Source organism: Bacillus sp. LBG-1-113 (assembly GCF_020708615.1).
Lineage (GTDB): Bacteria > Bacillota > Bacilli > Bacillales > Bacillaceae > Bacillus > Bacillus mojavensis.
Window position 1 is genome coordinate 52,948 of the sequence record NZ_JAJFDG010000001.1, and the last position, 21,604, is coordinate 74,551.

19 protein-coding genes and 1 other annotated feature are annotated in these 21,604 nt (G+C 44.2%); of the genes, 12 read left to right on the top strand and 7 right to left on the bottom strand.

Annotated features, from left to right (window positions below; translation table 11 throughout):
* The first annotated feature begins 53 nt into the window (after window positions 1-53).
* Together bceA and LJF29_RS00355 are read left to right on the top strand one after the other, a co-directional pair.
* Window positions 54-815: a bacitracin ABC transporter ATP-binding protein BceA gene (gene bceA / locus LJF29_RS00350; RefSeq protein ID WP_168748575.1), complete on the top strand. Its 762-nt coding sequence runs from the start codon at window positions 54-56 to the stop codon at window positions 813-815.
* On the top strand, window positions 805-2,745 hold the full coding sequence (locus tag LJF29_RS00355; RefSeq protein WP_229146427.1) for an FtsX-like permease family protein: 1,941 nt from the start codon (window positions 805-807) through the stop codon (window positions 2,743-2,745). Before bceA ends, LJF29_RS00355 begins: the two co-directional genes overlap by 11 nt.
* A 38-nt stretch (window positions 2,746-2,783) precedes the next feature.
* Here LJF29_RS00355 and LJF29_RS00360 read toward each other — a convergent pair whose 3' ends face one another.
* A complete protein-coding gene (locus LJF29_RS00360) occupies window positions 2,784-3,530 on the bottom strand; it encodes an LMBR1 domain-containing protein (RefSeq protein ID WP_229146440.1) in 747 nt (248 codons plus the stop codon).
* Between the two features lie 189 nt (window positions 3,531-3,719).
* On the opposite strand from LJF29_RS00360, the gene LJF29_RS00365 reads away from it, so the two are divergent.
* Window positions 3,720-4,913: an MDR family MFS transporter gene (locus tag LJF29_RS00365; RefSeq protein WP_095714560.1), complete on the top strand. Its 1,194-nt coding sequence runs from the start codon at window positions 3,720-3,722 to the stop codon at window positions 4,911-4,913.
* 30 nt (window positions 4,914-4,943) lie between these two features.
* Here LJF29_RS00365 and LJF29_RS00370 read toward each other — a convergent pair whose 3' ends face one another.
* Window positions 4,944-5,729, bottom strand: a complete 786-nt coding sequence (locus LJF29_RS00370; RefSeq protein WP_010331556.1) for a blue-light photoreceptor — start codon at window positions 5,727-5,729, stop codon at window positions 4,944-4,946.
* A gap of 402 nt (window positions 5,730-6,131) precedes the next feature.
* Between LJF29_RS00370 and LJF29_RS00375 the strand changes: the two genes are divergently transcribed.
* The 3 genes from LJF29_RS00375 (at window position 6,132) to LJF29_RS00385 (ending at window position 9,738) form a co-directional block, all read left to right on the top strand.
* A complete protein-coding gene (locus LJF29_RS00375) occupies window positions 6,132-6,467 on the top strand; it encodes a DUF4257 domain-containing protein (RefSeq protein ID WP_003223352.1) in 336 nt (111 codons plus the stop codon).
* Between the two features lie 103 nt (window positions 6,468-6,570).
* Window positions 6,571-6,785, top strand: a binding site (T-box leader).
* 109 nt (window positions 6,786-6,894) lie between these two features.
* A complete protein-coding gene (gene leuS / locus LJF29_RS00380) occupies window positions 6,895-9,309 on the top strand; it encodes a leucine--tRNA ligase (RefSeq protein WP_229146442.1) in 2,415 nt (804 codons plus the stop codon).
* 117 nt (window positions 9,310-9,426) lie between these two features.
* Window positions 9,427-9,738, top strand: coding sequence for a rhodanese-like domain-containing protein (locus LJF29_RS00385; protein ID WP_229146448.1), 312 nt, complete (start codon window positions 9,427-9,429; stop codon window positions 9,736-9,738).
* A 23-nt stretch (window positions 9,739-9,761) separates the two neighbouring features.
* Here LJF29_RS00385 and melA read toward each other — a convergent pair whose 3' ends face one another.
* Genes melA through LJF29_RS00410 form a run of 5 tightly spaced genes read right to left on the bottom strand, consistent with a single transcriptional unit; the run spans window position 9,762 to window position 15,159 of the window.
* Window positions 9,762-11,060: an alpha-galactosidase MelA gene (gene melA, locus LJF29_RS00390; RefSeq protein WP_229146450.1), complete on the bottom strand. Its 1,299-nt coding sequence runs from the start codon at window positions 11,058-11,060 to the stop codon at window positions 9,762-9,764.
* Between the two features lie 21 nt (window positions 11,061-11,081).
* On the bottom strand, window positions 11,082-11,912 hold the full coding sequence (locus tag LJF29_RS00395) for a carbohydrate ABC transporter permease (protein WP_229146451.1): 831 nt from the start codon (window positions 11,910-11,912) through the stop codon (window positions 11,082-11,084).
* A complete protein-coding gene (locus LJF29_RS00400) occupies window positions 11,909-12,820 on the bottom strand; it encodes a carbohydrate ABC transporter permease (protein WP_010331551.1) in 912 nt (303 codons plus the stop codon). The genes LJF29_RS00395 and LJF29_RS00400 overlap by 4 nt, the downstream gene beginning before the upstream one ends.
* On the bottom strand, window positions 12,813-14,090 hold the full coding sequence (locus LJF29_RS00405) for an ABC transporter substrate-binding protein (RefSeq protein WP_229146452.1): 1,278 nt from the start codon (window positions 14,088-14,090) through the stop codon (window positions 12,813-12,815). Before LJF29_RS00405 ends, LJF29_RS00400 begins: the two co-directional genes overlap by 8 nt.
* A 10-nt stretch (window positions 14,091-14,100) precedes the next feature.
* Window positions 14,101-15,159, bottom strand: a complete 1,059-nt coding sequence (locus tag LJF29_RS00410) for a LacI family DNA-binding transcriptional regulator (protein WP_229146453.1) — start codon at window positions 15,157-15,159, stop codon at window positions 14,101-14,103.
* 245 nt (window positions 15,160-15,404) lie between these two features.
* On the opposite strand from LJF29_RS00410, the gene LJF29_RS00415 reads away from it, so the two are divergent.
* The 6 genes from LJF29_RS00415 to bioB all read left to right on the top strand — a co-directional run bounded on the left by LJF29_RS00415 (window position 15,405) and on the right by bioB (window position 21,540).
* Window positions 15,405-16,304 carry a dienelactone hydrolase family protein gene (locus LJF29_RS00415; protein WP_229146454.1) on the top strand — a complete coding sequence of 300 codons (900 nt, stop codon included), beginning with the start codon at window positions 15,405-15,407 and terminating at the stop codon, window positions 16,302-16,304.
* A 259-nt stretch (window positions 16,305-16,563) separates the two neighbouring features.
* Window positions 16,564-17,358: a 6-carboxyhexanoate--CoA ligase gene (bioW, locus tag LJF29_RS00420; protein ID WP_229146455.1), complete on the top strand. Its 795-nt coding sequence runs from the start codon at window positions 16,564-16,566 to the stop codon at window positions 17,356-17,358.
* Complete coding sequence (gene bioA, locus LJF29_RS00425; RefSeq protein WP_229146456.1) at window positions 17,330-18,676, top strand: adenosylmethionine--8-amino-7-oxononanoate transaminase; 1,347 nt, start codon at window positions 17,330-17,332, stop codon at window positions 18,674-18,676. The genes bioW and bioA overlap by 29 nt, the downstream gene beginning before the upstream one ends.
* Window positions 18,666-19,838, top strand: coding sequence for an 8-amino-7-oxononanoate synthase (bioF, locus tag LJF29_RS00430; RefSeq protein WP_229146457.1), 1,173 nt, complete (start codon window positions 18,666-18,668; stop codon window positions 19,836-19,838). The genes bioA and bioF overlap by 11 nt, the downstream gene beginning before the upstream one ends.
* On the top strand, window positions 19,835-20,536 hold the full coding sequence (bioD, locus tag LJF29_RS00435; RefSeq protein WP_229146458.1) for a dethiobiotin synthase: 702 nt from the start codon (window positions 19,835-19,837) through the stop codon (window positions 20,534-20,536). The genes bioF and bioD overlap by 4 nt, the downstream gene beginning before the upstream one ends.
* Window positions 20,533-21,540, top strand: a complete 1,008-nt coding sequence (bioB, locus tag LJF29_RS00440; RefSeq protein ID WP_229146459.1) for a biotin synthase BioB — start codon at window positions 20,533-20,535, stop codon at window positions 21,538-21,540. Before bioD ends, bioB begins: the two co-directional genes overlap by 4 nt.
* Window positions 21,541-21,604: the final 64 nt, after the last annotated feature.

Genomic DNA, 21,604 nt, shown 5'->3' on the forward strand with positions numbered 1-21,604 from the left:
GCCCGTCGATCCTTTTTATAATAACAGTATCCAATATAAAGGAGACTACGGATATGATGATTTTAGAAGCAAATAAAATTCGAAAAAGCTATGGTAACAAGCTGAATAAACAGGAAGTGCTGAAGGGCATCGATATTCACATTGAAAAGGGCGAATTTGTCAGCATTATGGGTGCTTCAGGGTCGGGCAAAACCACTTTGCTTAACGTTCTGTCCTCGATAGATAAGGTCAGTCACGGAACGATCAACATTAACGGAAACGAAATGACGTCCCTGAAGGAAAAGCAGCTGGCTGAATTTAGAAAACAGCACTTAGGCTTTATCTTTCAGGATTACAATTTGTTAGACACATTAACAGTGAAAGAAAATATCCTTCTGCCGTTATCGATCACGAAAATATCAAAAAAGGAAGCACACCGCAAGTTTGAGGAAGTGGCGAAGGAATTGGGAATTTATGAATTGCGGGATAAGTACCCGAATGAAATTTCCGGCGGCCAGAAGCAGAGAACATCCGCCGCAAGAGCGTTTATTCATGACCCGAGCATTATTTTCGCTGATGAGCCGACCGGCGCGCTCGATTCGAAATCAGCCTCTGATCTATTAAATAAACTGAGCCAGCTCAATCAAAAACGCAGCGCCACAATTATTATGGTTACCCATGATCCCGTTGCAGCGAGCTACTGCGGCAGAGTCATTTTTATTAAGGATGGTTTGATGTATACGCAGCTGAATAAAGGGGGCCAAGACAGGCAGACGTTTTTCCAGGATATCATGAAAACACAAGGCGTGTTAGGCGGGGTGCAGCATGAACATTAATCAGCTCATTCTGCGAAATCTGAAAAAGAATATCAGGAATTATTACCTCTATGTGTTTGCCTTAATCTTTAGTGTGGCGCTTTATTTCGCATTTGTCACACTCCAATATGACCCGTCCATTAATGAAGTAAAAGCTTCCATTAAAGGCGCCGCGGCTATTAAAACCGCTTCAATTTTGCTTGTGGCTGTTGTATCAATCTTTATTTTGTATGCCAATACCATTTTTATTAAAAGACGGAGTAAAGAGATCGGGCTGTTTCAACTAATCGGAATGACAAAGCACAAGATCTTTCGTATCTTAAGTGCGGAAAATATCATGCTGTATTTCGGCTCGTTAGCCATCGGGGTTTTTGCCGGATTTTCAATATCAAAGCTTGTGCTCATGATCTTGTTCAAAATCGTAGATGTCAAAGCTGATGCGAAACTGCATTTTTCTGAGCAAGCCTTGGTGCAAACAATCATTGTGTTCTGCGGCATTTATCTATTGATTATGATCATGAATTATACGTTTATCAAAAAGCAAAGTATTTTATCTTTGTTTAACGTAACGTCTTCCACTGAGGATAAAGTGAAGAGAATCTCTTTTTTCCAGATGCTGATTGGTGCGTTGGGCATCGTGTTGATTTTAACGGGATACTACGTGTCTTCTGAGCTGTTTAGCGGAAAATTCAAGACCATAAACGAACTGTTTTTCGCAATGAGCCTTATCTTAGGGTCCGTCATTATCGGAACGTTTCTCTTTTATAAAGGATCGGTTACGTTTATCTCGAACATCATTCGGAAAAGCAAGGGCGGCTACTTGAATATCTCAGAGGTTCTGTCGCTGTCATCAATTATGTTCAGAATGAAATCGAACGCGTTGCTGCTGACGATTATCACAACCGTTTCAGCGCTCGCCATCGGGCTGTTATCCCTTGCTTATATTTCGTATTACTCGGCAGAAAAGACTGCTGAACAAAATGTAGCGGCGGATTTTTCATTCATGAATGAGAAAGATGCCAAACGATTTGAAAGCAGTTTGAGTGAAAATGACATGTCGTACGTCAAAAAAGAAATGCCTGTCCTGCAATCGTCTGTTGATCTCACAAATATCATGGATGGAACTTCGAAAGAGATGCAGGGCGATCCCGCCAACACACAACTCGCTGTTGTTAGCGATAAAGATGTAAAAGGCGTGGATGTGGCGGCTGGGGAAGCGGTTTTCTCAGGCTACACCGACTTGCTGCAAAGAATAATGGTTTTAAAAGACTCCGGCAGCATTAAAGTCAAAAGCAAGCATGAGACACAATCATTACACTATAAAGGATTAAGAGAAGAGTTTCTTGTATCCTACACGTTTACAAGCGGGGGAATGCCTGCAGTCATAGTAGATGACAACCTGTTTAAACAGCTGAACAAAGATAAAGACCCTCGCATTCAGCTGGCGCAATCTGAATTTATCGGCATCAATATGAAACATGGAGATCAGCTTGAAAAAGCAAATGAGCTTTTTCAAAAGGTGAACAAGAAAGATCTACATTTATCAAGGCTGGATACAAGTATTGCGCAAAAATCTCTTTTTGGTATGGTCATGTTCATCGTTGGTTTCTTAGGCTTAACATTTCTCATCACCTCGGGGTGTATCCTTTACTTTAAACAAATGGGTGAAAGTGAAGAAGAAAAACCGAATTATACCATCCTAAGAAAACTCGGTTTTACACAGGGTGACCTGCTGAAGGGGATACGCATCAAACAAATGTATAACTTCGGCATTCCATTGGTGATCGGCCTCTTTCACAGTTACTTTGCCGTGCAATCCGGCTGGTTCTTATTCGGATCAGAGGTATGGTCGCCGATGATTATGGTGATGGTGTTATATACTGCACTCTATTCTATTTTCGGTATTCTGTCGGTTCTTTATTATAAAAAGGTGATTAAGTCGGCATTGTAAAACAGTAAAAGCTCCAGAGAAACTGGAGCTTTTACTGTTTATCGTTTCGGCGCCCGATACCCGGCTGCCTCAGCCTCTTCCACTGAACAAAACATGTCAGCAGGGTCTGTCGTCCGGTCATAGTATGTACTGCCCGGCGTATGATAGATGCCGTTTTTGCTGCCTTTGATAAGACAGCCTTCTGCTGTATCAGCAGTGTTGGTTTCGTTGCTTTTATTTGTGCTGGTTGAAGATTGTTCGCTGTTTTCTTTCGTGCTGGCTGTTCGGTTTTGCGCCTCTTTTAATTGCTTTTCAAGCTTTGTTTTATCCTGTTGAAGGGCTTCATTTTCAGCCTTTGCTGTTTTGGTATCTTCTTTGAGCTGTTTTTGTTTTTCTTGAAGTTCTTTATTTTCTGCTTTTAATGATTTCTGAGTCTTTTTTAATTCATTATTTTCTTTCTCCAGCTGCTTGAGCTTGTCTTGATCTTTTGTATTGTCTTTCAGTTTCTTTGCTTCAGAGCTGATGGCTTCATACTCTTTCTCAAGTGCTTCATGCTCTTTTTTAAGACTTTTATATTCAGTGTTTAGAGCTGAATATTTTTTATCAGCCTTTGCTGCGGCAGCGTCAGGTTCTGACAAAGCTGCTCCGGTGAAGAGCAGAATGAGGCCTCCAATGAAAAGCGGCCAAAAGAGTTTTTTAGAGAATCGTTTTTCCTTTTTCAGCACATATCTGACGAGATGGTATACTCCATAGCCAAGTGAAAAGAGAAATGCAAAAAAACCGAGGAATGCGAATGCCATTTCCATGAAATTTACCCCTTTTTCTATTTATTTTACAATTTTCGAACAATATTTGTTAGATTTTTTCACACTCATCTGTTGAAAAATATGAGATAGACAGATAGAATGAATGTGCTATGATAACTGGATTCGTACGGAGCCTTTTGAGGTTTCCGTTTTTTCATGAGCTTTTATAGATAAGAAAGGGGGATCAGTATGCCGCGCGCATTGAAAATTTTAGTGATAGGGATGTTTATTAATGTGACAGGGGCATCCTTTTTATGGCCGCTTAACACGATCTATATTCATAATCATTTAGGAAAGTCGTTAACGGTCGCGGGGATTGTCCTTATGCTGAATTCCGGCGCCAGTGTGGCAGGGAATTTATGCGGCGGGTTTTTGTTTGATAAAATCGGCGGGTTCAAATCCATCATGCTCGGAATTGCGATTACGTTAGCAAGTCTGGTGGGTCTCGTTTTTTTTCATGATTGGCCGTTTTATATTGTGCTGCTTACAATTGTAGGGTTTGGTTCGGGTGTTGTTTTTCCGGCCAGTTACGCAATGGCTGGATCAGTGTGGCCTGAAGGGGGAAGAAGGGCATTTAATGCGATTTATGTCGCGCAAAACGCAGGCGTTGCCGTCGGTTCTGCGCTTGGCGGCGTAGTGGCGTCTTTCTCGTTTTCATACGTATTTTTGGCGAATGCCGCGTTGTATGTGGTTTTTTTCTTTATCGTATATTTCGGATTTCGAAACATTCAGACGAAGGATGTGTCTCAAACGTCTGTGCTTGATTATGACGCTGTAAGCAGCAAAGCGAAATTTACGGCTCTGGTCATATTGAGCAGCGGGTATGTGCTCGGATGGCTGGCATATTCTCAATGGTCTACCACCATTGCCTCGTACACGCAAAGTATCGGAATGTCTCTTTCTTTATATAGTGTGCTGTGGACGATTAACGGAATTTTAATTGTGGTTGGACAGCCGCTTGTCAGCTTTTTTGTGAAAAAATGGGCTGAATCGCTAAAAGCGCAAATGATCATTGGTTTTGTCATTTTTATTGTGTCTTACAGCATGCTGCTGACTGCGAAGCAATTTCCAATGTTTTTGGCTGCCATGGTGATCTTGACCATCGGGGAAATGCTTGTTTGGCCTGCAGTGCCAACGATTGCCAACAAGCTTGCGCCTAAAGGGAAAGAAGGGTTTTATCAAGGGTTTGTGAACAGCGCTGCGACAGGTGGCAGAATGATAGGGCCTTTGTTCGGAGGCGTGCTCGTCGATCATTCCGGCATTCACGCTCTCGTTTTATCTCTTTTGGTTTTGCTTATGATCAGCATAGTCACGACGATTTTATACGACAAACGATTAAAATCAGCTGATAAAGCGAATAAGCAAGCTTCAGTTTCTTCATAAGAAAGATCCCGCCGGATGAGCGGGATCTTTTTACATAATCGGAAGCACGTTAACGGCATCCTTTACATTAGAATATGTTTTCAGCGATGAGAAATTAGCATCCAGTTTATTCATCTTCATGGCCAATTCGGGCTTAATGCCGGTAATGATTAATTCTGTTCCGGTCAATTTCAGCAAATGGCTCAGCTTGAAAATCTGGTCGGCGGTTTGTTCATTTACTTGGGCCAATCCTGATAAATCAATAATCAAATAATCATCTTTGGATGTTGATAAAATATTCGTCAATGTGCTGACGATGGAATTAAATCGCTCCTCTGTCAGGTTGCCGACTAGCGGAAGAGCCGAAATGCCGTTGCGAATCGGCACAATAGGAGTAGAAAGTGCAGTAATTTCTGTGAGGGAATCCTCGAGAAGCTGTTCATACTCTTTTTGCTTGGTAATGTCTTTTTGGATTCCGACAAAATAGGTTTTGTCTTCTATTTCCAGCGGATCAATATTTAACTCATTCCAGAACATCGTTCCGTCTTTTTTGTAGTTTTGAATCTGAACTGTAACGGGCTCTTTATTTTGTAAACCGGCTCTGATGTTGTCCACTTCACCAGCGTCTGTATCTTTCCCCTGTAAGAAGCGGCAGTTCTTTCCTAAAATTTCCTCGGCCTCATAGCCGGTCATTTGAACAAAGCCTTGGTTTACATAGACAATCGGATTATCTTCAAGTGCAGGATCTGTAATCACTACACCGACTCGCGCGTGATCAAGCGCTTTTTTGATGACGTCCAGCTGTCCTTTTATTCCGAATGATTGAAAACTACCCATAAAATTCCCCCTTAGGCCGCCAGCTTGCTGTGCGAAAGCCTGATATTCCCCTTTTTTTAATGAATTCTACAGTAACCGTAGCACAACACATGTTCTGATTCAAGCAAGCGCAGTTTGTTGTTTGTCATTCGGGCTTGTCCTCGTATACACTAAAAATAAGAACAGAGTTTGAACATATGAACGGAAAGGTTTCTACATGCTAAATAGGTGACTAGGTAAATGTCACTGGGTGAAAAATGAATCTAATGCATCAAGCTTACCGATCATGTGTTCACATATAATGGAAGAAACAAGCTTTTTTCAGATTTGCCAGTATGTAGATATCGAAAATCATCGGAATCGTTTAAGGGGGCTGGATGGCCTGAAGTCGCTTTACGAAATAAGGGCTTTAGGAAGGTGATGATGAAGATGCTGCATCAGGTATTAATTGCTTGTGTAATTGGAGGAATCATGGGGATTCTCGGTCATGTGAAAAAGAGAGGCAGACTGGAGAAACCCAGGATGACAAAGCGGTTTATCTATCTTGGATTTTTGGAAGATTGGTTTATCGGCATGACGGCTTCCATTTTACTTGTACTATCCGCTGACCCCGATTCAGGAATTCAACTTGTCATCTTATCCATAATCTCAGGCTACGGCGGTGAAGCTGTTCTCAGAAGCTTTGATTTTGTAAGAGAAATGAACAGCGGCGGCGAACCGGCCGAGTCGAAACGTCAAACCAAAACTCCACCAGAATAATTGTCCTCAATCTTCGCCCGTTCAGGGTACATTCCCATTGTATACAAACCTGCTTGCACTTATGAACAGAATTCTATAAAATACAGTTAAGATTACGGTTGCGAAAAGAACAATGAAGAGGAGCAGTAAGAAGCAGATATTGTTTCAGAGAGTTGACGGCTGGTGAAAGTCAATCAAGTTTGTTTCCGAACTCACCTCAGAGTTGCAGCGGTGAAAAGCCGCTGACGCATAACTGCGTTAAAAGTATCAAGTGAGTGCGGCGTCTGCCGCGCTAACGAGGGTGGTACCGCGGGAAAACGAAAGTCTCTCGTCCCTTTTAGGGATGAGGGAGTTTTTTTTAGTTTGGGAATATTCTGAATATAATCCTCCCTGTCCCGTCAATACTTGAACATAAAACGCCGTATTCAATCAGAAGGAGGTTTTTACTTTGAGTTTTCAGCACAAAGAGATAGAAAAGAAATGGCAAAATTATTGGCTGGATAACAAAACATTTGCCACTCTTGATCATAATGAGAAACAAAAATTTTACGCGCTGGACATGTTTCCTTATCCGTCTGGAGCGGGTCTTCACGTCGGACACCCTGAGGGCTATACAGCGACGGATATCCTCTCCCGCATGAAGCGCATGCAGGGGTATGACGTCCTTCATCCGATGGGCTGGGACGCATTCGGTCTGCCGGCTGAGCAATACGCCCTCGACACCGGGAATGATCCGGCAGTGTTTACGAAGCAGAATATCGATAATTTCCGCCGCCAAATCCAGGCGCTCGGTTTTTCATATGATTGGGATCGTGAAATCAACACGACAGATCCTGAATACTATAAATGGACACAATGGATTTTCTTAAAACTATACGAAAAGGGTCTTGCTTACGTTGATGAGGTGCCGGTTAACTGGTGCCCCGCACTCGGTACGGTTCTAGCCAACGAAGAAGTCATTGACGGAAAGAGTGAACGCGGCGGCCACCCGGTCGAAAGACGCCCGATGAAGCAGTGGATGCTGAAAATCACAGCTTATGCGGACAGGCTTCTTGATGACTTGGAAGAGCTTGATTGGCCGGAAAGCATTAAAGACATGCAGCGCAACTGGATCGGCCGTTCTGAAGGTGCGCACGTTCATTTTGGCATAGATGGACATGATGAATCATTTACGGTGTTTACAACAAGACCTGATACATTGTTCGGCGCTACATACACTGTCCTTGCTCCGGAGCATGCTTTGGTAGAAAAAATCACAGCTGCTGAGCAAAAAGAAGCTGTCGAAGCTTATATCAAAGAAATTCAATCAAAGAGTGACCTTGAGCGCACGGATCTCGCGAAAACAAAGACAGGCGTCTTCACCGGAGCTTATGCGATCAATCCTGTAAACGGTGAAAAACTGCCGATCTGGATCGCAGATTACGTTCTTGCTTCATACGGAACTGGTGCAGTCATGGCTGTTCCCGGTCACGATGAGCGTGATTTTGAATTCGCCAACACATTCGGCCTGCCAGTCAAGGAAGTCGTGAAAGGCGGAAATGTTGAAGAAGAAGCGTACACAGGCGACGGCGAGCATGTGAACTCTGATTTTCTGAATGGACTTACTAAACAGGAAGCGATTGAAAAAATGATTGCTTGGCTGGAAGAAACGAAAAACGGCGAAAAGAAAGTCACTTACCGTCTGCGCGACTGGCTCTTCAGCCGCCAGCGCTACTGGGGCGAGCCGATTCCGATCATTCATTGGGAGGACGGAACGTCAACAGCTGTGCCGGAGGAAGAACTGCCGCTGATTCTGCCGAAAACAAACGAAATCAAACCGAGCGGCACCGGCGAATCACCGCTTGCGAACATTAAAGAGTGGGTTGAAGTCACAGACCCTGAAACAGGGAAAAAAGGAAGAAGAGAAACGAATACAATGCCGCAATGGGCGGGAAGCTGCTGGTATTTCTTGCGCTACATTGATCCGCACAATCCAGATCAGCTGGCATCACCTGAGAAAATGGAAAAATGGCTTCCGGTTGATATGTATATCGGCGGCGCGGAGCATGCTGTGCTTCACCTTCTGTATGCCCGTTTCTGGCACAAATTCCTATACGATATCGGTGTAGTGCCGACGAAAGAACCGTTCCAAAAGCTGTATAACCAAGGAATGATTCTCGGTGAAAACAACGAGAAAATGAGTAAATCAAAAGGGAACGTTGTCAACCCTGATGAAATCGTTGCATCTCACGGCGCTGATACGCTGAGATTGTACGAAATGTTCATGGGACCGCTTGATGCTTCAATTGCCTGGTCTGAATCAGGCTTAGACGGTGCACGCCGCTTCCTTGACCGCGTATGGCGTCTGTTTGTTGAAGACAGCGGAGAGCTAAATGGCAAAATCGTTGAAGGTGCCGGTGAAACATTGGAGCGCGTCTATCATGAAACAGTCATGAAAGTGACAGATCACTATGAGGGCCTGCGTTTTAACACAGGTATTTCTCAGCTGATGGTCTTTATCAACGAGGCCTATAAAGCGTCAGAGCTGCCGAAGGAATATATGGAAGGCTTTGTGAAGCTCCTATCTCCTATCGCGCCTCACCTCGCGGAAGAGCTGTGGGAGAAATTGGGCCATAGCGGTACGATTGCATATGAGGCTTGGCCTGTATATGATGAATCTAAACTTGTTGACGACGAAGTTGAAATTGTTGTTCAGCTGAACGGAAAAGTGAAAGCGAAACTACAGGTTCCTGCAGATGCGACGAAGGAACAGCTGGAACAGCTTGCTCAAGCAGATGAAAAGGTCAAAGAGCAGCTTGAAGGCAAAACCATTCGAAAAATTATCGCGGTGCCTGGCAAGCTTGTCAATATTGTGGCAAACTAATCTTGGAAAAATCCCCTTTGTCAAAAAGGGGATTTTTTTCATCAGTTCTCTGAATAGCAATCGTCCGGCTGAGTTTGATATACTGAACATGATTATTGGTGAATAGGAGTGTTTTCTTTGGAAATAAAAGAAATCAGCACAGCTGCTTTGAAAGAAAAAATCGAGGCGGATGAAGAATTGTATTTGATTGATGTCAGAGAAGATGAAGAGGTTGCGGAAGGCATGATCCCGCAAGCGGTTCATATTCGCATGGGAGATATTCCTGAAAAAATGGACACCCTCGATAAAGACAAAGAGTACACTTTTATCTGCCGCTCAGGAATGCGCAGCATGAATGTCTGCAAGTATTTGGATGAGCAAGGCTTTAAAACAGTCAACGTAGAAGGCGGCATGATGGCCTGGGAAGGCGAAACGAAACCGAAAAACTAGGGGAGAGATCACCCCTAGTTTTTTTATTTGTATGCTGGAAGCCAATCGCCGTGCGCTTCAAATAAATCATCACACATCGAAATAATGTCATTGATGGACAGCTCTGCACTTGTATGCGGGTCAAGCATAGCTGCCTGGTAGACAGCTTCTTTTTTCCGTGTAACAGCAGCTTCAATGGTCATCAGCTGTGTGTTGATATTCGTTCTGTTTAACGCTGCGAGCTGCTCAGGCAGTTCTCCTGCAAAGCACGGGGTTATCTTTTTTCTGTCGGCAACGCATGTCACTTCGACGACCGCTTTGGAAGGAAGGTTTGTGATAAGCCCGGTATTTAACACGTTTCCTCCGAAGGTAAATGGCTGATTCGTTTCCATCGCTTCTATTATTCTTGAGCCATATTCTTTTGAACGTTTATGGGTGAGGTTTTTATTGTTAACAATGTCATCCCTCATTTTTTCCCAATCTTCTATCTGTTTCACGCATCTTCTTGGATATTCGTCTAGCGGGATCTGCAGCTCGTTGATTAATTCAGGATAGTTTCGCTTAATAAAATAAGGATGGTATTCTGCGTTGTGCTCTGATGATTCCGTGACGTAATAACCGAACTTATCCATCAATTCAAACCGCACCATATCTTGATGCTTTGTTTTTTGCTTTTCTCTCGCTCTCTTTTTGATTTCGGGATATAAATCAGCGCCGTCCTTTTTCACTTCCAACAGCCATGCCATATGATTGATGCCTGCGATTCGTTCTTCAATCCCAGCGTGCTCCATACCGAGAGATTTAAATAAATCTCTTGTACACACTTGGACGCTGTGGCACAGCCCGATCGTTTTCACATCCGTATAGTGAAGCATAGCGCCAGTCAGGGAGGCCATTGGGTTTGTATAGTTTAAAAACCAGGCGTCGGGGCACATTTCCTCAATATCTCTTGCGATATCAAATAACACTGGGATTGTCCTGAGTGATCTAAATATCCCGCCGATGCCCACCGTGTCGGCAATTGTCTGCCGTAATCCGTATCGTTTAGGAATCTCAAAATCGATGACTGTGCTTGGTTTATAGCCTCCGACCTGAATGGCATTAATCACATAGCCCGCATGCTGCAAAGCCAGTTTTCTGTCATCATAGCTGTTGATAACGACGCTCGGATTATAGCGGTCTCTCAAATTTTCGAGCATAAGCTGAGATTCCTGCAAGCGTTTTGGATCAATGTCGTAAAGCGCAAATTCAAATCCATTTAACGCCTCCGTTAACAAGCAGTCTCCTAAAACATTTTTTGCGAAAATTGTGCTCCCTGCACCGATAAATGTGATTTTTTTCATGTCGGTTCCTCCTTTAATTCATTATCCTTTTACCGCTCCTGATGACAGTCCGGCAATAAAGTATTTTTGCAGCGCCAGAAACAGAATGACCATCGGCAGCATCGCCATGATGGCAGCTGCGGCGACCAAATGCAGATTGTTGGCGTTTTCTCCGAAAAACCCGGCCATTGCGACAGTAAGTGTCTGCACCTTCTGATCCTGTAAAAAGAAAATCGCAAATTGATAGTCATTCCATATAAAGACACAGGAAATAATACAGATGGTGGCAGTGATCGGCTTCAGCAAAGGAAACACGATCATAAAAAAGATTTTCAGCATTCCCGCTCCATCCATTCTTGCTGCTTCTTCAAGCTCTTTTGGAATGGTCGAACGGATAAAGCCGGAATACAAAAACACGGTTAACGGCATATACGCCGCTGTATTGATCAAAATGGCGACTACGTGTGTATTGACCATACCGGCGTCCACGACCATTCTGTATAAAGGCACCATGGACGTTAACGGAGGGATGATCATAATTGAAATCAGCAGCGCGAAAACGGCTTTATTCAGTTTGGTTTCCCGCCTGGCAAGAGGGTAGGCGGCCAGTGAGCCGAATATGATTAATAACAATGCCGAAACGCCTGTGATGATGATTGTGTTGATAAACGAGTTGCCTAGTGAAGCACGCTCCCATGCCTCAGAAAAATTTTGAAAGGAAATATCAGCTGGAAACAGCCATTTGGAACTGTAGTCTCCTTTTGCTTTCAATGAAGTGGTCAGCAGAATATAAAAAGGAATGAAATGCGCACAGGCTACAATGGCAGCGAGAAGTGTAATCAACCGCAGTTTGTTTGAGCGGACGGCTCTCATGACATTTCCGTCTCCTTTCTTTTAAAGTACGCAAGCGCACAAAAGCTGATGATCAAAATGACAAATGCCATAAATATGCCTTGTGTCGCAGCGTAACCGGCATCCTGCCGTTTAAAATACAGGTCATACATAAATGTTGACATCGATTGCGACGCGTTTCCTGGTCCGCCTGCAGTAAGCGCGATGATCACGTCAAACAGCTTTAAGCCCCCAATAATGTTAATGACCATATTGATCGTAATCGATGGCATTAACAGGGGCAGGGTGATGCCGAAAAACTGCTGGCCCCGTGTTGCGCCATCCATTTCCGCTGCTTCGTAGTAATCTTTTGGAATGCTTTGCAGGCCTGCCAAATAGACAATCATGGCGATGCCGACATATTGGTACGTGTTAATCATGACGATGATCCATGGGTTCGAAGACGGACTGGCAAGCGCGTTGATCGGGCTGATGCCGAAAACGCCAAGCAGGTCATTAAGCGCGCCTCCGTCATAAGAAAAGAAAAAGTACCAAATGTAGCCCATAATGAGCGGACTGATCATAACCGGCAAATACACAATGGTTCTTGTTATCGCTTTCATTTTTATGCTTTGATTTAGCAGCAGGGCGTACAGAAGACCAATAACGTTTTGAAAAAAGGTACTGCCGAGTCCGTATAGCAACGTGTTTTTTAAGATATGCCATGTGTCCGGATCAGCAAACAGCCTTTCATACTGAGCGAAACCGACCCACTGATAAACCTGAGAAAATCCGTTCCAGTTTGTGAAGGTGATAAAAGCGCCTTTTATAAACGGATAAATCATGAAGATCAAAACGGAGAGCAGAGCCGGAATATACATCCACCAAAGTGAGGACTGTTTATTCGGCTTGACCTGTTTCACATGTGCGTCTCTGGCGATCTCACTCATTGTTTTCAGCTCCCTGTGTTTCAGATTGCTCCCGGAGTCGTTTATATTCTCTTCCCAGCTTTTTAGAAATCTCGTTGGGTGTCAAAATGTCTGCCACAAGCTCCTGGCCGACCGTTCCCATCACATCCCACATCCCGTTCGGCAGATACAATCGGTCGAAGTAAGGTTCGACTTTCATATGCTGATAATGCTGATAGTCTTTGGCATAGAAAATGTCAGCTTTTACATTGGTCAGCCCTGAAGGAAGCGAGGTGGCTTCAGCTATTTCTTTCGCATGGGCGGGACGAGCCATAAAGGCGATAAATTGCTTTGCTTCCTTTAAATGAGGCGAGTCTTTCCATGCTGCCAGTGTATAGCGCTCGCCGCCAATCCATATCGGGTCATCACCGGAGTGTATAGCTGGTGTCGGGATAATCCCAACCTTTACATTTGGATTAATTTGGGCGACGTCCTGACCAAGAGTGCCGCCCTGCATGGTAAAAGCGATTTTATTTTGAGCCATTAACTCAATGAGCTGTGATTTTTTTGCTGTTACGGCATCGATATTGATGAGTTTTTCTTTCTGCATTTGTTTGAGGGTATCTGATAGATAAGTAAATTTGCTCCAATTGAAGGTGCCGTCAATGAGCTGTTTCTTTTCATTATGGGCAGGGTCTGTGATGAGAAGAGGTGTTGCGAATTGGTCATAATATTGGGCGAAAGAGCTTTTGTCATATCCGGCGAACCAGAAAGGAACGATTTCTCCATTGCTTTTTTCTTTAATCGTTCTCAATGCTTTTATAAAGTCATCCATCGTTTCCGGCGGATCAATGCCGAAACGGTCTAATATATTGCGGTTGTATGCCAGGCCGTCCTTTGCCTGATTGATCGGATATGCGTATACCTTTCCACTCTTGTTTTTAAGGATGCTGTTTAAATTCGGGTCAAGTTTCTGAGTCCAGTCCATATCCCGGAGATCGGCTGTATACTCCCCGTACCTGATTTTCCCCCAGCCATGAGTATCAAAGAGGTCAGGCAGATCATTGGCGGCCATTCTGACACGCATCATATTTTCATAGTCATTGCCTGGGAAATGAATGCTGACGCGAATGCCGCTTTCCTTTTCGAACGCTGCGGCTAGTTTTCTGAATGTGTTTCTTTCACTGTCCGTTGACATCGTAGAATAAATGGTTAACGTCTTTCTGCCCGTATCTGCAGCGCTTTCTTCAGATGAGCAGCCCGGCAAAATCAGCAGAATAAGAGAGAGAAATAAAACAAATATGTGTTTCATCTTTTCCTCCTTATGATCTTGATGAACGTTTTTCTTGCGTCACCTCCTTAGCTGTGTATCCGCAGCTTTGCCTGATGATCAGTGTTGTCGGCAGGGTGACTTGATGAGGAATTGTTCGTCCGTTAAAGCGGTCGAGAAGCTGTTTTACGCCTGTGCGGCCCATTTCCTCTGTATACACTTTCACCGTGGTTAAAGGTGTGCTGGCAAACTCGGCTTCTTCAATGCCGTTAAAGCTGACAATGGCTGTGTCCCGCGGCACATGCAGATCGGCTTCCCGAAGTGCTTTTAATGCCCCGATAGCCATAGAATCACTTGCGATAAAAAAGGCTTCCGGCAGATTGCCTTGAGTAATGGCTTTTTTCATCAGACGATAGCCCTCGCGCATGCTGTAATCGCCGACCAAGACGTGTTCAGGCTGAGGATTGGCAGACTGCAAAAAGGCAGTCTGGCGTTTGTCTTCAATTGTTCTGCGAATGCTTTGGCCGTCCCTCAGTGTATGCTCCTTCTCCTGCCCGCCGATATAGCCTAGTCGTTTGTAACCTAAATCGAAAAGGTGATCAATTGCCTGGCGTGCGGCGGCTTCAAAATCAATCCCAATCGAGTCGTATATCTGCGGATCTGGAGAATGATTGATAAACACGGCATGCTCCAATCGGCCGCTGATATGTTGAACGGCTTCATCATGGACACGGCCGATCACAATGATACCGTCTAATTCCCGAAACATATGCTCCTGGAAGGAACCGAGATGGATGGAGTTTGTAATGAAAATTTCCTGTTCGAAGCATTCTTTTTCAATCCCTTTGTGAATAGAAGAAAAATAAGGATCCTGCCGTTCTTCATCGGGAGATAAGCAGCTCAGCACCCCGATAAGCGGCTGAGCGCGCTGTTTTTGTCCGCGGGCTTTTCGGCGTTTAGCGACAGTTTGATAGCCTAGCTCTTCAGCGATACTGATTACTCTTTGCCTCGTTTCACCCGCAACAGAAAGCGAATGATCTTCATTTAAAATTCTCGAAACAGTAGCACTTGAAACGTTGGCTTTTAAGGCGATATCTTTTATCCGAACCATGGTTGCTCCCTTTCATGTGATGAGATTTACTAAAACGAAAGACATATTTTACTCATGCGTTTTTGATAAATTGATACTATCATATAAAAGTAAGCGGTTACAATAATGAATTTCAGAATATTTCGTTATATTTAGTAAAAGTTTAGTAAACTACGATTTTTGTTTCTCTATGCTGTGTGAAAAAATAAAGGGAAAAACAAATCTGTCTCGTACATTGAAGATAAGCGAAGAGGGAGGGTGATGGGATGAGTAACGAAAGAAGAGAGCTGTTGTTTCGATTGCTTGGTGATTTGCCTGATTGGAAGGATACGGGTGCGGAAACGCTGCGTATTGAGGAAAAAGAGGGATATATGATTGAAACACTGTTGCTTGATATAAATGGGCTTGAAAAGGTGCCTGCATATTTTGTGAAGCCGAAAGCGGCAAAAGGACGGTGCCCGGTTATATTCTTTCAGCATTCACATGGAGGGCAGTATGACCGGGGAAAAAGTGAACTGCTTGAGGGAGCAGATTATTTGAAGGCGCCCTCGTTTGCTCGGGAGCTGACTTCTCTCGGATATGCGGTATTGGCAATCGACCATTGGGGATTTGGAGACAGACGGGGAAAAACAGAAAGCGAGATTTTTAAAGAGATGCTTCTCACAGGCAGGGTGATGTGGGGCATGATGATTTACGACAGTATAAGAGCCATTGATTATGTGCAGAGCCGTCCTGATATTCAGCCTGACAGAATCGGAACGATCGGCATGTCTATGGGGGGCTTGATGGCTTGGTGGACAGCGGCGCTTGATGAACGGGTTAAGGCATGTGTGGATTTATGCAGTCAGGTTGACCATCATGTACTGATTGAAACACAGAACCTTGACCGGCATGGCTTATATTATTACGTTCCGGCGCTTGCCAAGCACTTTTCTGCATCAGATATCCAAAGCCTGATCGCACCACGCCCGCACCTTAGTCTTGTCGGCATACATGATCGGTTAACACCGGTTGAGGGTGTGAACAAAATCGAAATTGAATTAACAGCTTTGTATGCTGAGAAAGGGGCTTCTGATCGTTACCGTATGGTGCGCTCCGCTTCAGGGCATTTTGAGACAGCTATGATGAGACATGAAGCCCTTCGGTTTTTGAAAAAGTGGCTGTGACAGTGAAAAAGGGCAGGCTTTGAGTGTTTGTCTGAAATGATTCTATACAGGTGAGGAGGCGAGCGTTTGCCCGTCTCTTCTTTTTCTAGTGGATTAATACAGGTATCAGGAATATACATGATAAATAGATTTTTAATGGCGTTCTGATATTGACAGAATTGTATATACATAATAGTATTCTATTTGTTAACCTTAATTTATAAATGGTTAACAAATAGTCTACTTTCTTCTGTAATCAAAGCTGAAAGGGCGAGAAGGTATGCAAGAAGAAACATTTTACAGTGTCAGAATGAGAGCTTCTATGAATGGGTCTCACGAAGATGGTGGAAAGCATATATCCGGCGGAGAACGGCTTATCACGTTCGATAATATGAAACGTACGGTGAATGCCTTACTAGAAAAAGGATTATCCCACTCAAGAGGAAAACCGGATTTTATGCAAATTCAATTTGAAGAGGTTCATGAGCCGGTAAAGATGATTCATCCATTAGCAATGAAGACAAATAAAGTAGAATCCCCAGAAGAGGGACAAAGTCTTGCCCGATTCTTATTGGAGAGAGCGGGTGTTTCAAGAAAAGTGATTGAAAAAGCATATCAACAAATTTCTGAATGGTCAGGTATCAGGGGAGCGGTGGTGTTTGATATTCACACTGGCAAACGAATTGATCAAACACACGAAAAAGGTGTGCGGGTGTCCAGACTGGATTGGCCGGACGCCAATTTTGAAAATTGGGCGCTCCGCAATAACATGCCGTCCAATTCAAGAATAAAAGAGGCTCTTGCACTTGCTTCAAAGGTGAGTGAGCATCCGGCAACCGTTGCAGAATTATGCTGGTCAGATGACCCTGATTACATAACAGGCTACGTCGCGGGTAAAAAATTGGGCTATCAGCGTATTACAGCAATGAAAGAATACGGGATTGAAGAGGGCTGCCGAATCTTTTTTGCTGACGGCTCTGTAAATGTAAACACATACATAAATGATCTCGAGAAGCAGCCTATTTTGATAGAGTGGGAGGAAGATGATGACTCAAAATTTGATAGAAAAAAGTAAAAAGCATCTTTGGCTGCCTTTTACTCAAATGAAAGATTATGATGAACATCCCTTGATCATAGAGAGCGGCAACGGAATCAAAGTAAAAGACATAAACGGCAAGGAATATTATGACGGCTTTTCTTCCGTTTGGCTTAATGTGCACGGGCACCGCAAAAAGGAATTAGATGAGGCCATCATAAAACAGCTTGGAAAAATTGCTCACTCCACATTATTGGGTATGACAAACGTTCCGGCGACCGAACTTGCCGAGACATTAATTGAGATCAGTCCGGAGAAGCTGACGCGTGTTTTTTATTCAGACAGCGGTGCAGAAGCGATGGAAATTGCTCTTAAAATGGCGTTTCAATATTGGAAGAACATCGGGAAGCCTGAAAAACAAAAATTTATCGCAATGAAAAATGGATATCACGGCGATACGATTGGTGCCGTCAGTGTTGGTTCTATTGAACTGTTCCACCACGTCTATGGCCCGTTAATGTTTGACAGTTATAAAGCTCCGATCCCTTATGTATACCGCTCTGAAAGCGGTGATCCTGTGCAGAGCCGTGATGAGTGTCTCTATGCGCTTGAACAGCTGCTAAAGGAACATCATCACGAAATTGCAGCGCTTTCTATTGAATCAATGGTTCAAGGAGCATCCGGAATGATTGTGATGCCGGAAGGATACTTGTCAGGGGTGCGCCAGCTTTGTACAGCTTACGATGTCTTAATGATTGTTGATGAAGTTGCCACTGGTTTTGGCCGGACGGGGAAAATGTTTGCATGTGAGCACGAAAATGTTCAGCCTGATCTAATGGCTGCCGGAAAAGGCATTACAGGAGGCTATTTGCCGATAGCTGTCACCTTTGCCACCGAAGACATCTACCATGCATTCTACGATGATTACAAAGAACAAAAAACCTTTTTCCACGGTCACTCCTATACAGGAAATCAGCTTGGCTGTGCGGTTGCTCTTGAAAACCTGAGATTATTTGAATCTGAAAACATCGTTGAACAAGTCGCGCTAAAAAGTGAAAAGCTCCATTTGCTTCTTCAAGACTTGCATGCTCTTCCTCACGTTGGGGATATTCGGCAGCTCGGCTTTATGTGCGGTGCAGAGCTTGTTCAATCAAAGGAAACTAAACAGCCTTATCCTGCTGATCGGCGTGTGGGGTACAAAGTTTCTTTAAAAATGAGAGAGCTGGGGATGCTGACGAGACCGCTCGGCGATGTGATTGCATTTCTGCCTCCGCTTGCCAGTACAGCTGAAGAGCTAGAAGCAATGGTGTCTATTATGAAAGAAGCGATCCAAGAGGTAACCAGCCTTGAGCATTGACAGCTGGTTAAGCAGCCGGTTAGACAAAGCGAAGGGAGCCGGCGTATACCGTACACTCAGAACAATGAACGGGCCTCCAATTCCAGAGGTAACGATGAATGGCAAAAATCAAACGGTCTGGTCGTCAAACAATTATTTAGGTCTGGCAAACCATAACCGTTTGATCTCTGCAGCCCAAGCAGCACTGCAGCAATTTGGAGCAGGAAGCAGCGGCTCGCGTTTAACGACAGGCAATTCGATCTGGCATGAAAAACTCGAAAAAAAGATTGCCGGTTTTAAACGGACAGAAGCGGCTTTACTGTTTTCAAGCGGCTATTTAGCCAATGTCGGTGTTCTCTCTTCGTTACCTGAAAAAGGCGATGTCATTTTAAGTGATCAGTTAAATCATGCAAGTATTATCGATGGCTGCCGCCTGTCTAAGGCTGATACGTGTATGTATCGTCATATCGATATGGCGGATCTTGAAGAAAAGCTGAGAGAAACACAGCGGTACCAGCGCCGTTTTATCGTCACAGACGGGGTATTCAGCATGGATGGCACGATTGCCCCTCTTCATCAGATCATCGCCCTTGCTAAACGCTATCATGCTTATGTCATTGTTGATGATGCGCATGCAACAGGTGTTTTGGGTGAATCAGGAGGAGGGACGAGTGACCATTTCGGTGTGTGTCCTGACATTGTCATCGGCACGCTAAGCAAAGCTGCCGGAGTGGAAGGAGGTTTTGCTGCCGGTTCAGCTGTAATCATCGACTTTCTGCTGAACCATGCCAGAACGTTTATCTTTCAAACCGCTATTCCGCCGGCAAGCTGTGCAGCTGCCCATGAGGCGTTAGACATCATTGAAGTCAGCAAGGATAAACGGGAGCTTTTATTTTCTTATATCCAGATGATTAAAACGAATCTGAAGCACATGGGCTATACGGTGAAGGGGCATCATACACCGATTATTCCGGTGGTCATCGGCGATACCCGAAAAACGGTCACATTTGCTGAAAAATTGCAGGACAAGGGAATCTACGCCCCTGCCATTCGGCCGCCGACCGTAGCGCCAGGAGAGAGCCGTATCCGATTAACCATCACAGCTGGGCACAGTATAAGGGATATTGATCATTTGCTGGAAGCATTTCGTTCAATTGGAAAGGAGCTGAACATCATTCCATGAAAGGTTTTTTTGTAACAGGAACAGATACAGAAGTGGGGAAAACGGTGATATCCAGCGGTCTTGCAGCTTTATTGCGAGAAAATAAGATGGATGTCGGAGTATTTAAACCATTTTTAAGCGGGGTTTCTCGTCAACATCCGAATAGTGACACAAGCCTGCTGAAAGAGATGTCGCAAACGAGTCTCTCACATGAAGAGATTACGCCTTTTGCATTCAAAGAGCCGCTAGCTCCATACGTTGCAGGAAAGCTGGAGGGAAAGGCTGTCAAAATGCAAGAAGTCTTACGCCATTGGGAGCGGATAAGAGAAAAACATGAATGCTTCATCGTAGAAGGTGCGGGCGGAATTTCTGTGCCATTGGGAGAGGATTTTTTAGTCAGTCATGTCATAAAAGCGTTGCAGCTCCCCCTGGTCATTGTGGCGCGTTCTCATCTCGGAACAATTAATCATACCTTTTTAACTGTCCAATATGCGAAAAGGATGAGTCTTCCAATCGCAGGAATTGTCATCAATGGGATCAGTGATTCTCCTGATCATGATGAAAAAACCAATCCTGAGATGATTGAGCGCTTATGCGGTGTGCCGATTTTAGGGGTAACGCCTAAGCTTGCCAACGTGACGAAAGAAACGGTTCTTCATATGGTAAAAGACCATATCGATCTATCATTACTGATGAATCAAGTGGGGGTAGGAGAATGAATCAATGGATGGAACTAGCAAACAGGGTGCTGGGCGGAGCAGAGGTGACCAACGAAGAGGCGCTTTCTATTTTAAACTGTCCAGATGAAGACATCTTGCTTTTGATGCATGGAGCTTTTCACATCAGAAAACGATTTTATGGCAAAAAAGTGAAGCTCAATATGATTATGAATGCAAAATCAGGGCTCTGTCCGGAGAATTGCGGCTATTGTTCTCAGTCTGCGATTTCGAAAGCGCCGATTGAGACTTACCGGATGGTGAAAAAGGAAACCCTTCTGGAAGGCGCAAAGCGGGCGCATAATTTGAACATAGGTACATACTGTATCGTGGCAAGCGGCAGGGGGCCGTCCAACAGAGAGGTCGATCAGGTCGTAGAAGCAGTACAGGAAATAAAAGAGACGTATGGGCTGAAAGTTTGTGCGTGTCTCGGGCTGTTAAAGCCGGAGCAGGCGAAACGGCTGAAAGCAGCCGGAGTAGACCGCTATAATCATAATGTCAATACATCTCAGAGAAATCATTCAAACATTACCACGTCACATACGTACGAGGACAGGGTCAATACGGTTGAGATTGCAAAAACCTCCGGCATGTCTCCATGTTCAGGCGCCATTATTGGGATGAAGGAAACGAAACAGGATGTCGTCGATATCGCACAAAGCTTGAAGGCCCTTGACGCCGATTCCATTCCAGTGAATTTTTTGCATGCGATTGACGGCACACCATTAGAAGGCGTAAATGAATTAAACCCGCTGTATTGTTTAAAAGTGCTGGCGCTGTTCCGTTATATCAATCCGTCAAAAGAAATCCGCATTTCTGGTGGAAGAGAGGTCAATCTCCGCTCATTGCAGCCATTGGGGCTGTATGCCGCCAACTCCATCTTTGTCGGAGATTATTTAACGACTTCCGGACAGGAGGAGACGGAGGATCATAAAATGCTGAGTGATTTAGGATTTGAAGTAGAATCGGTCGAAGAAATGAAAGCCAGTTTAAGTGCTAATAGCTGAAAGCAAGAATAGAAGCAATCGGTGTCATGTCGATTGCTTTTATTTTTATGGATTCAAAATGATG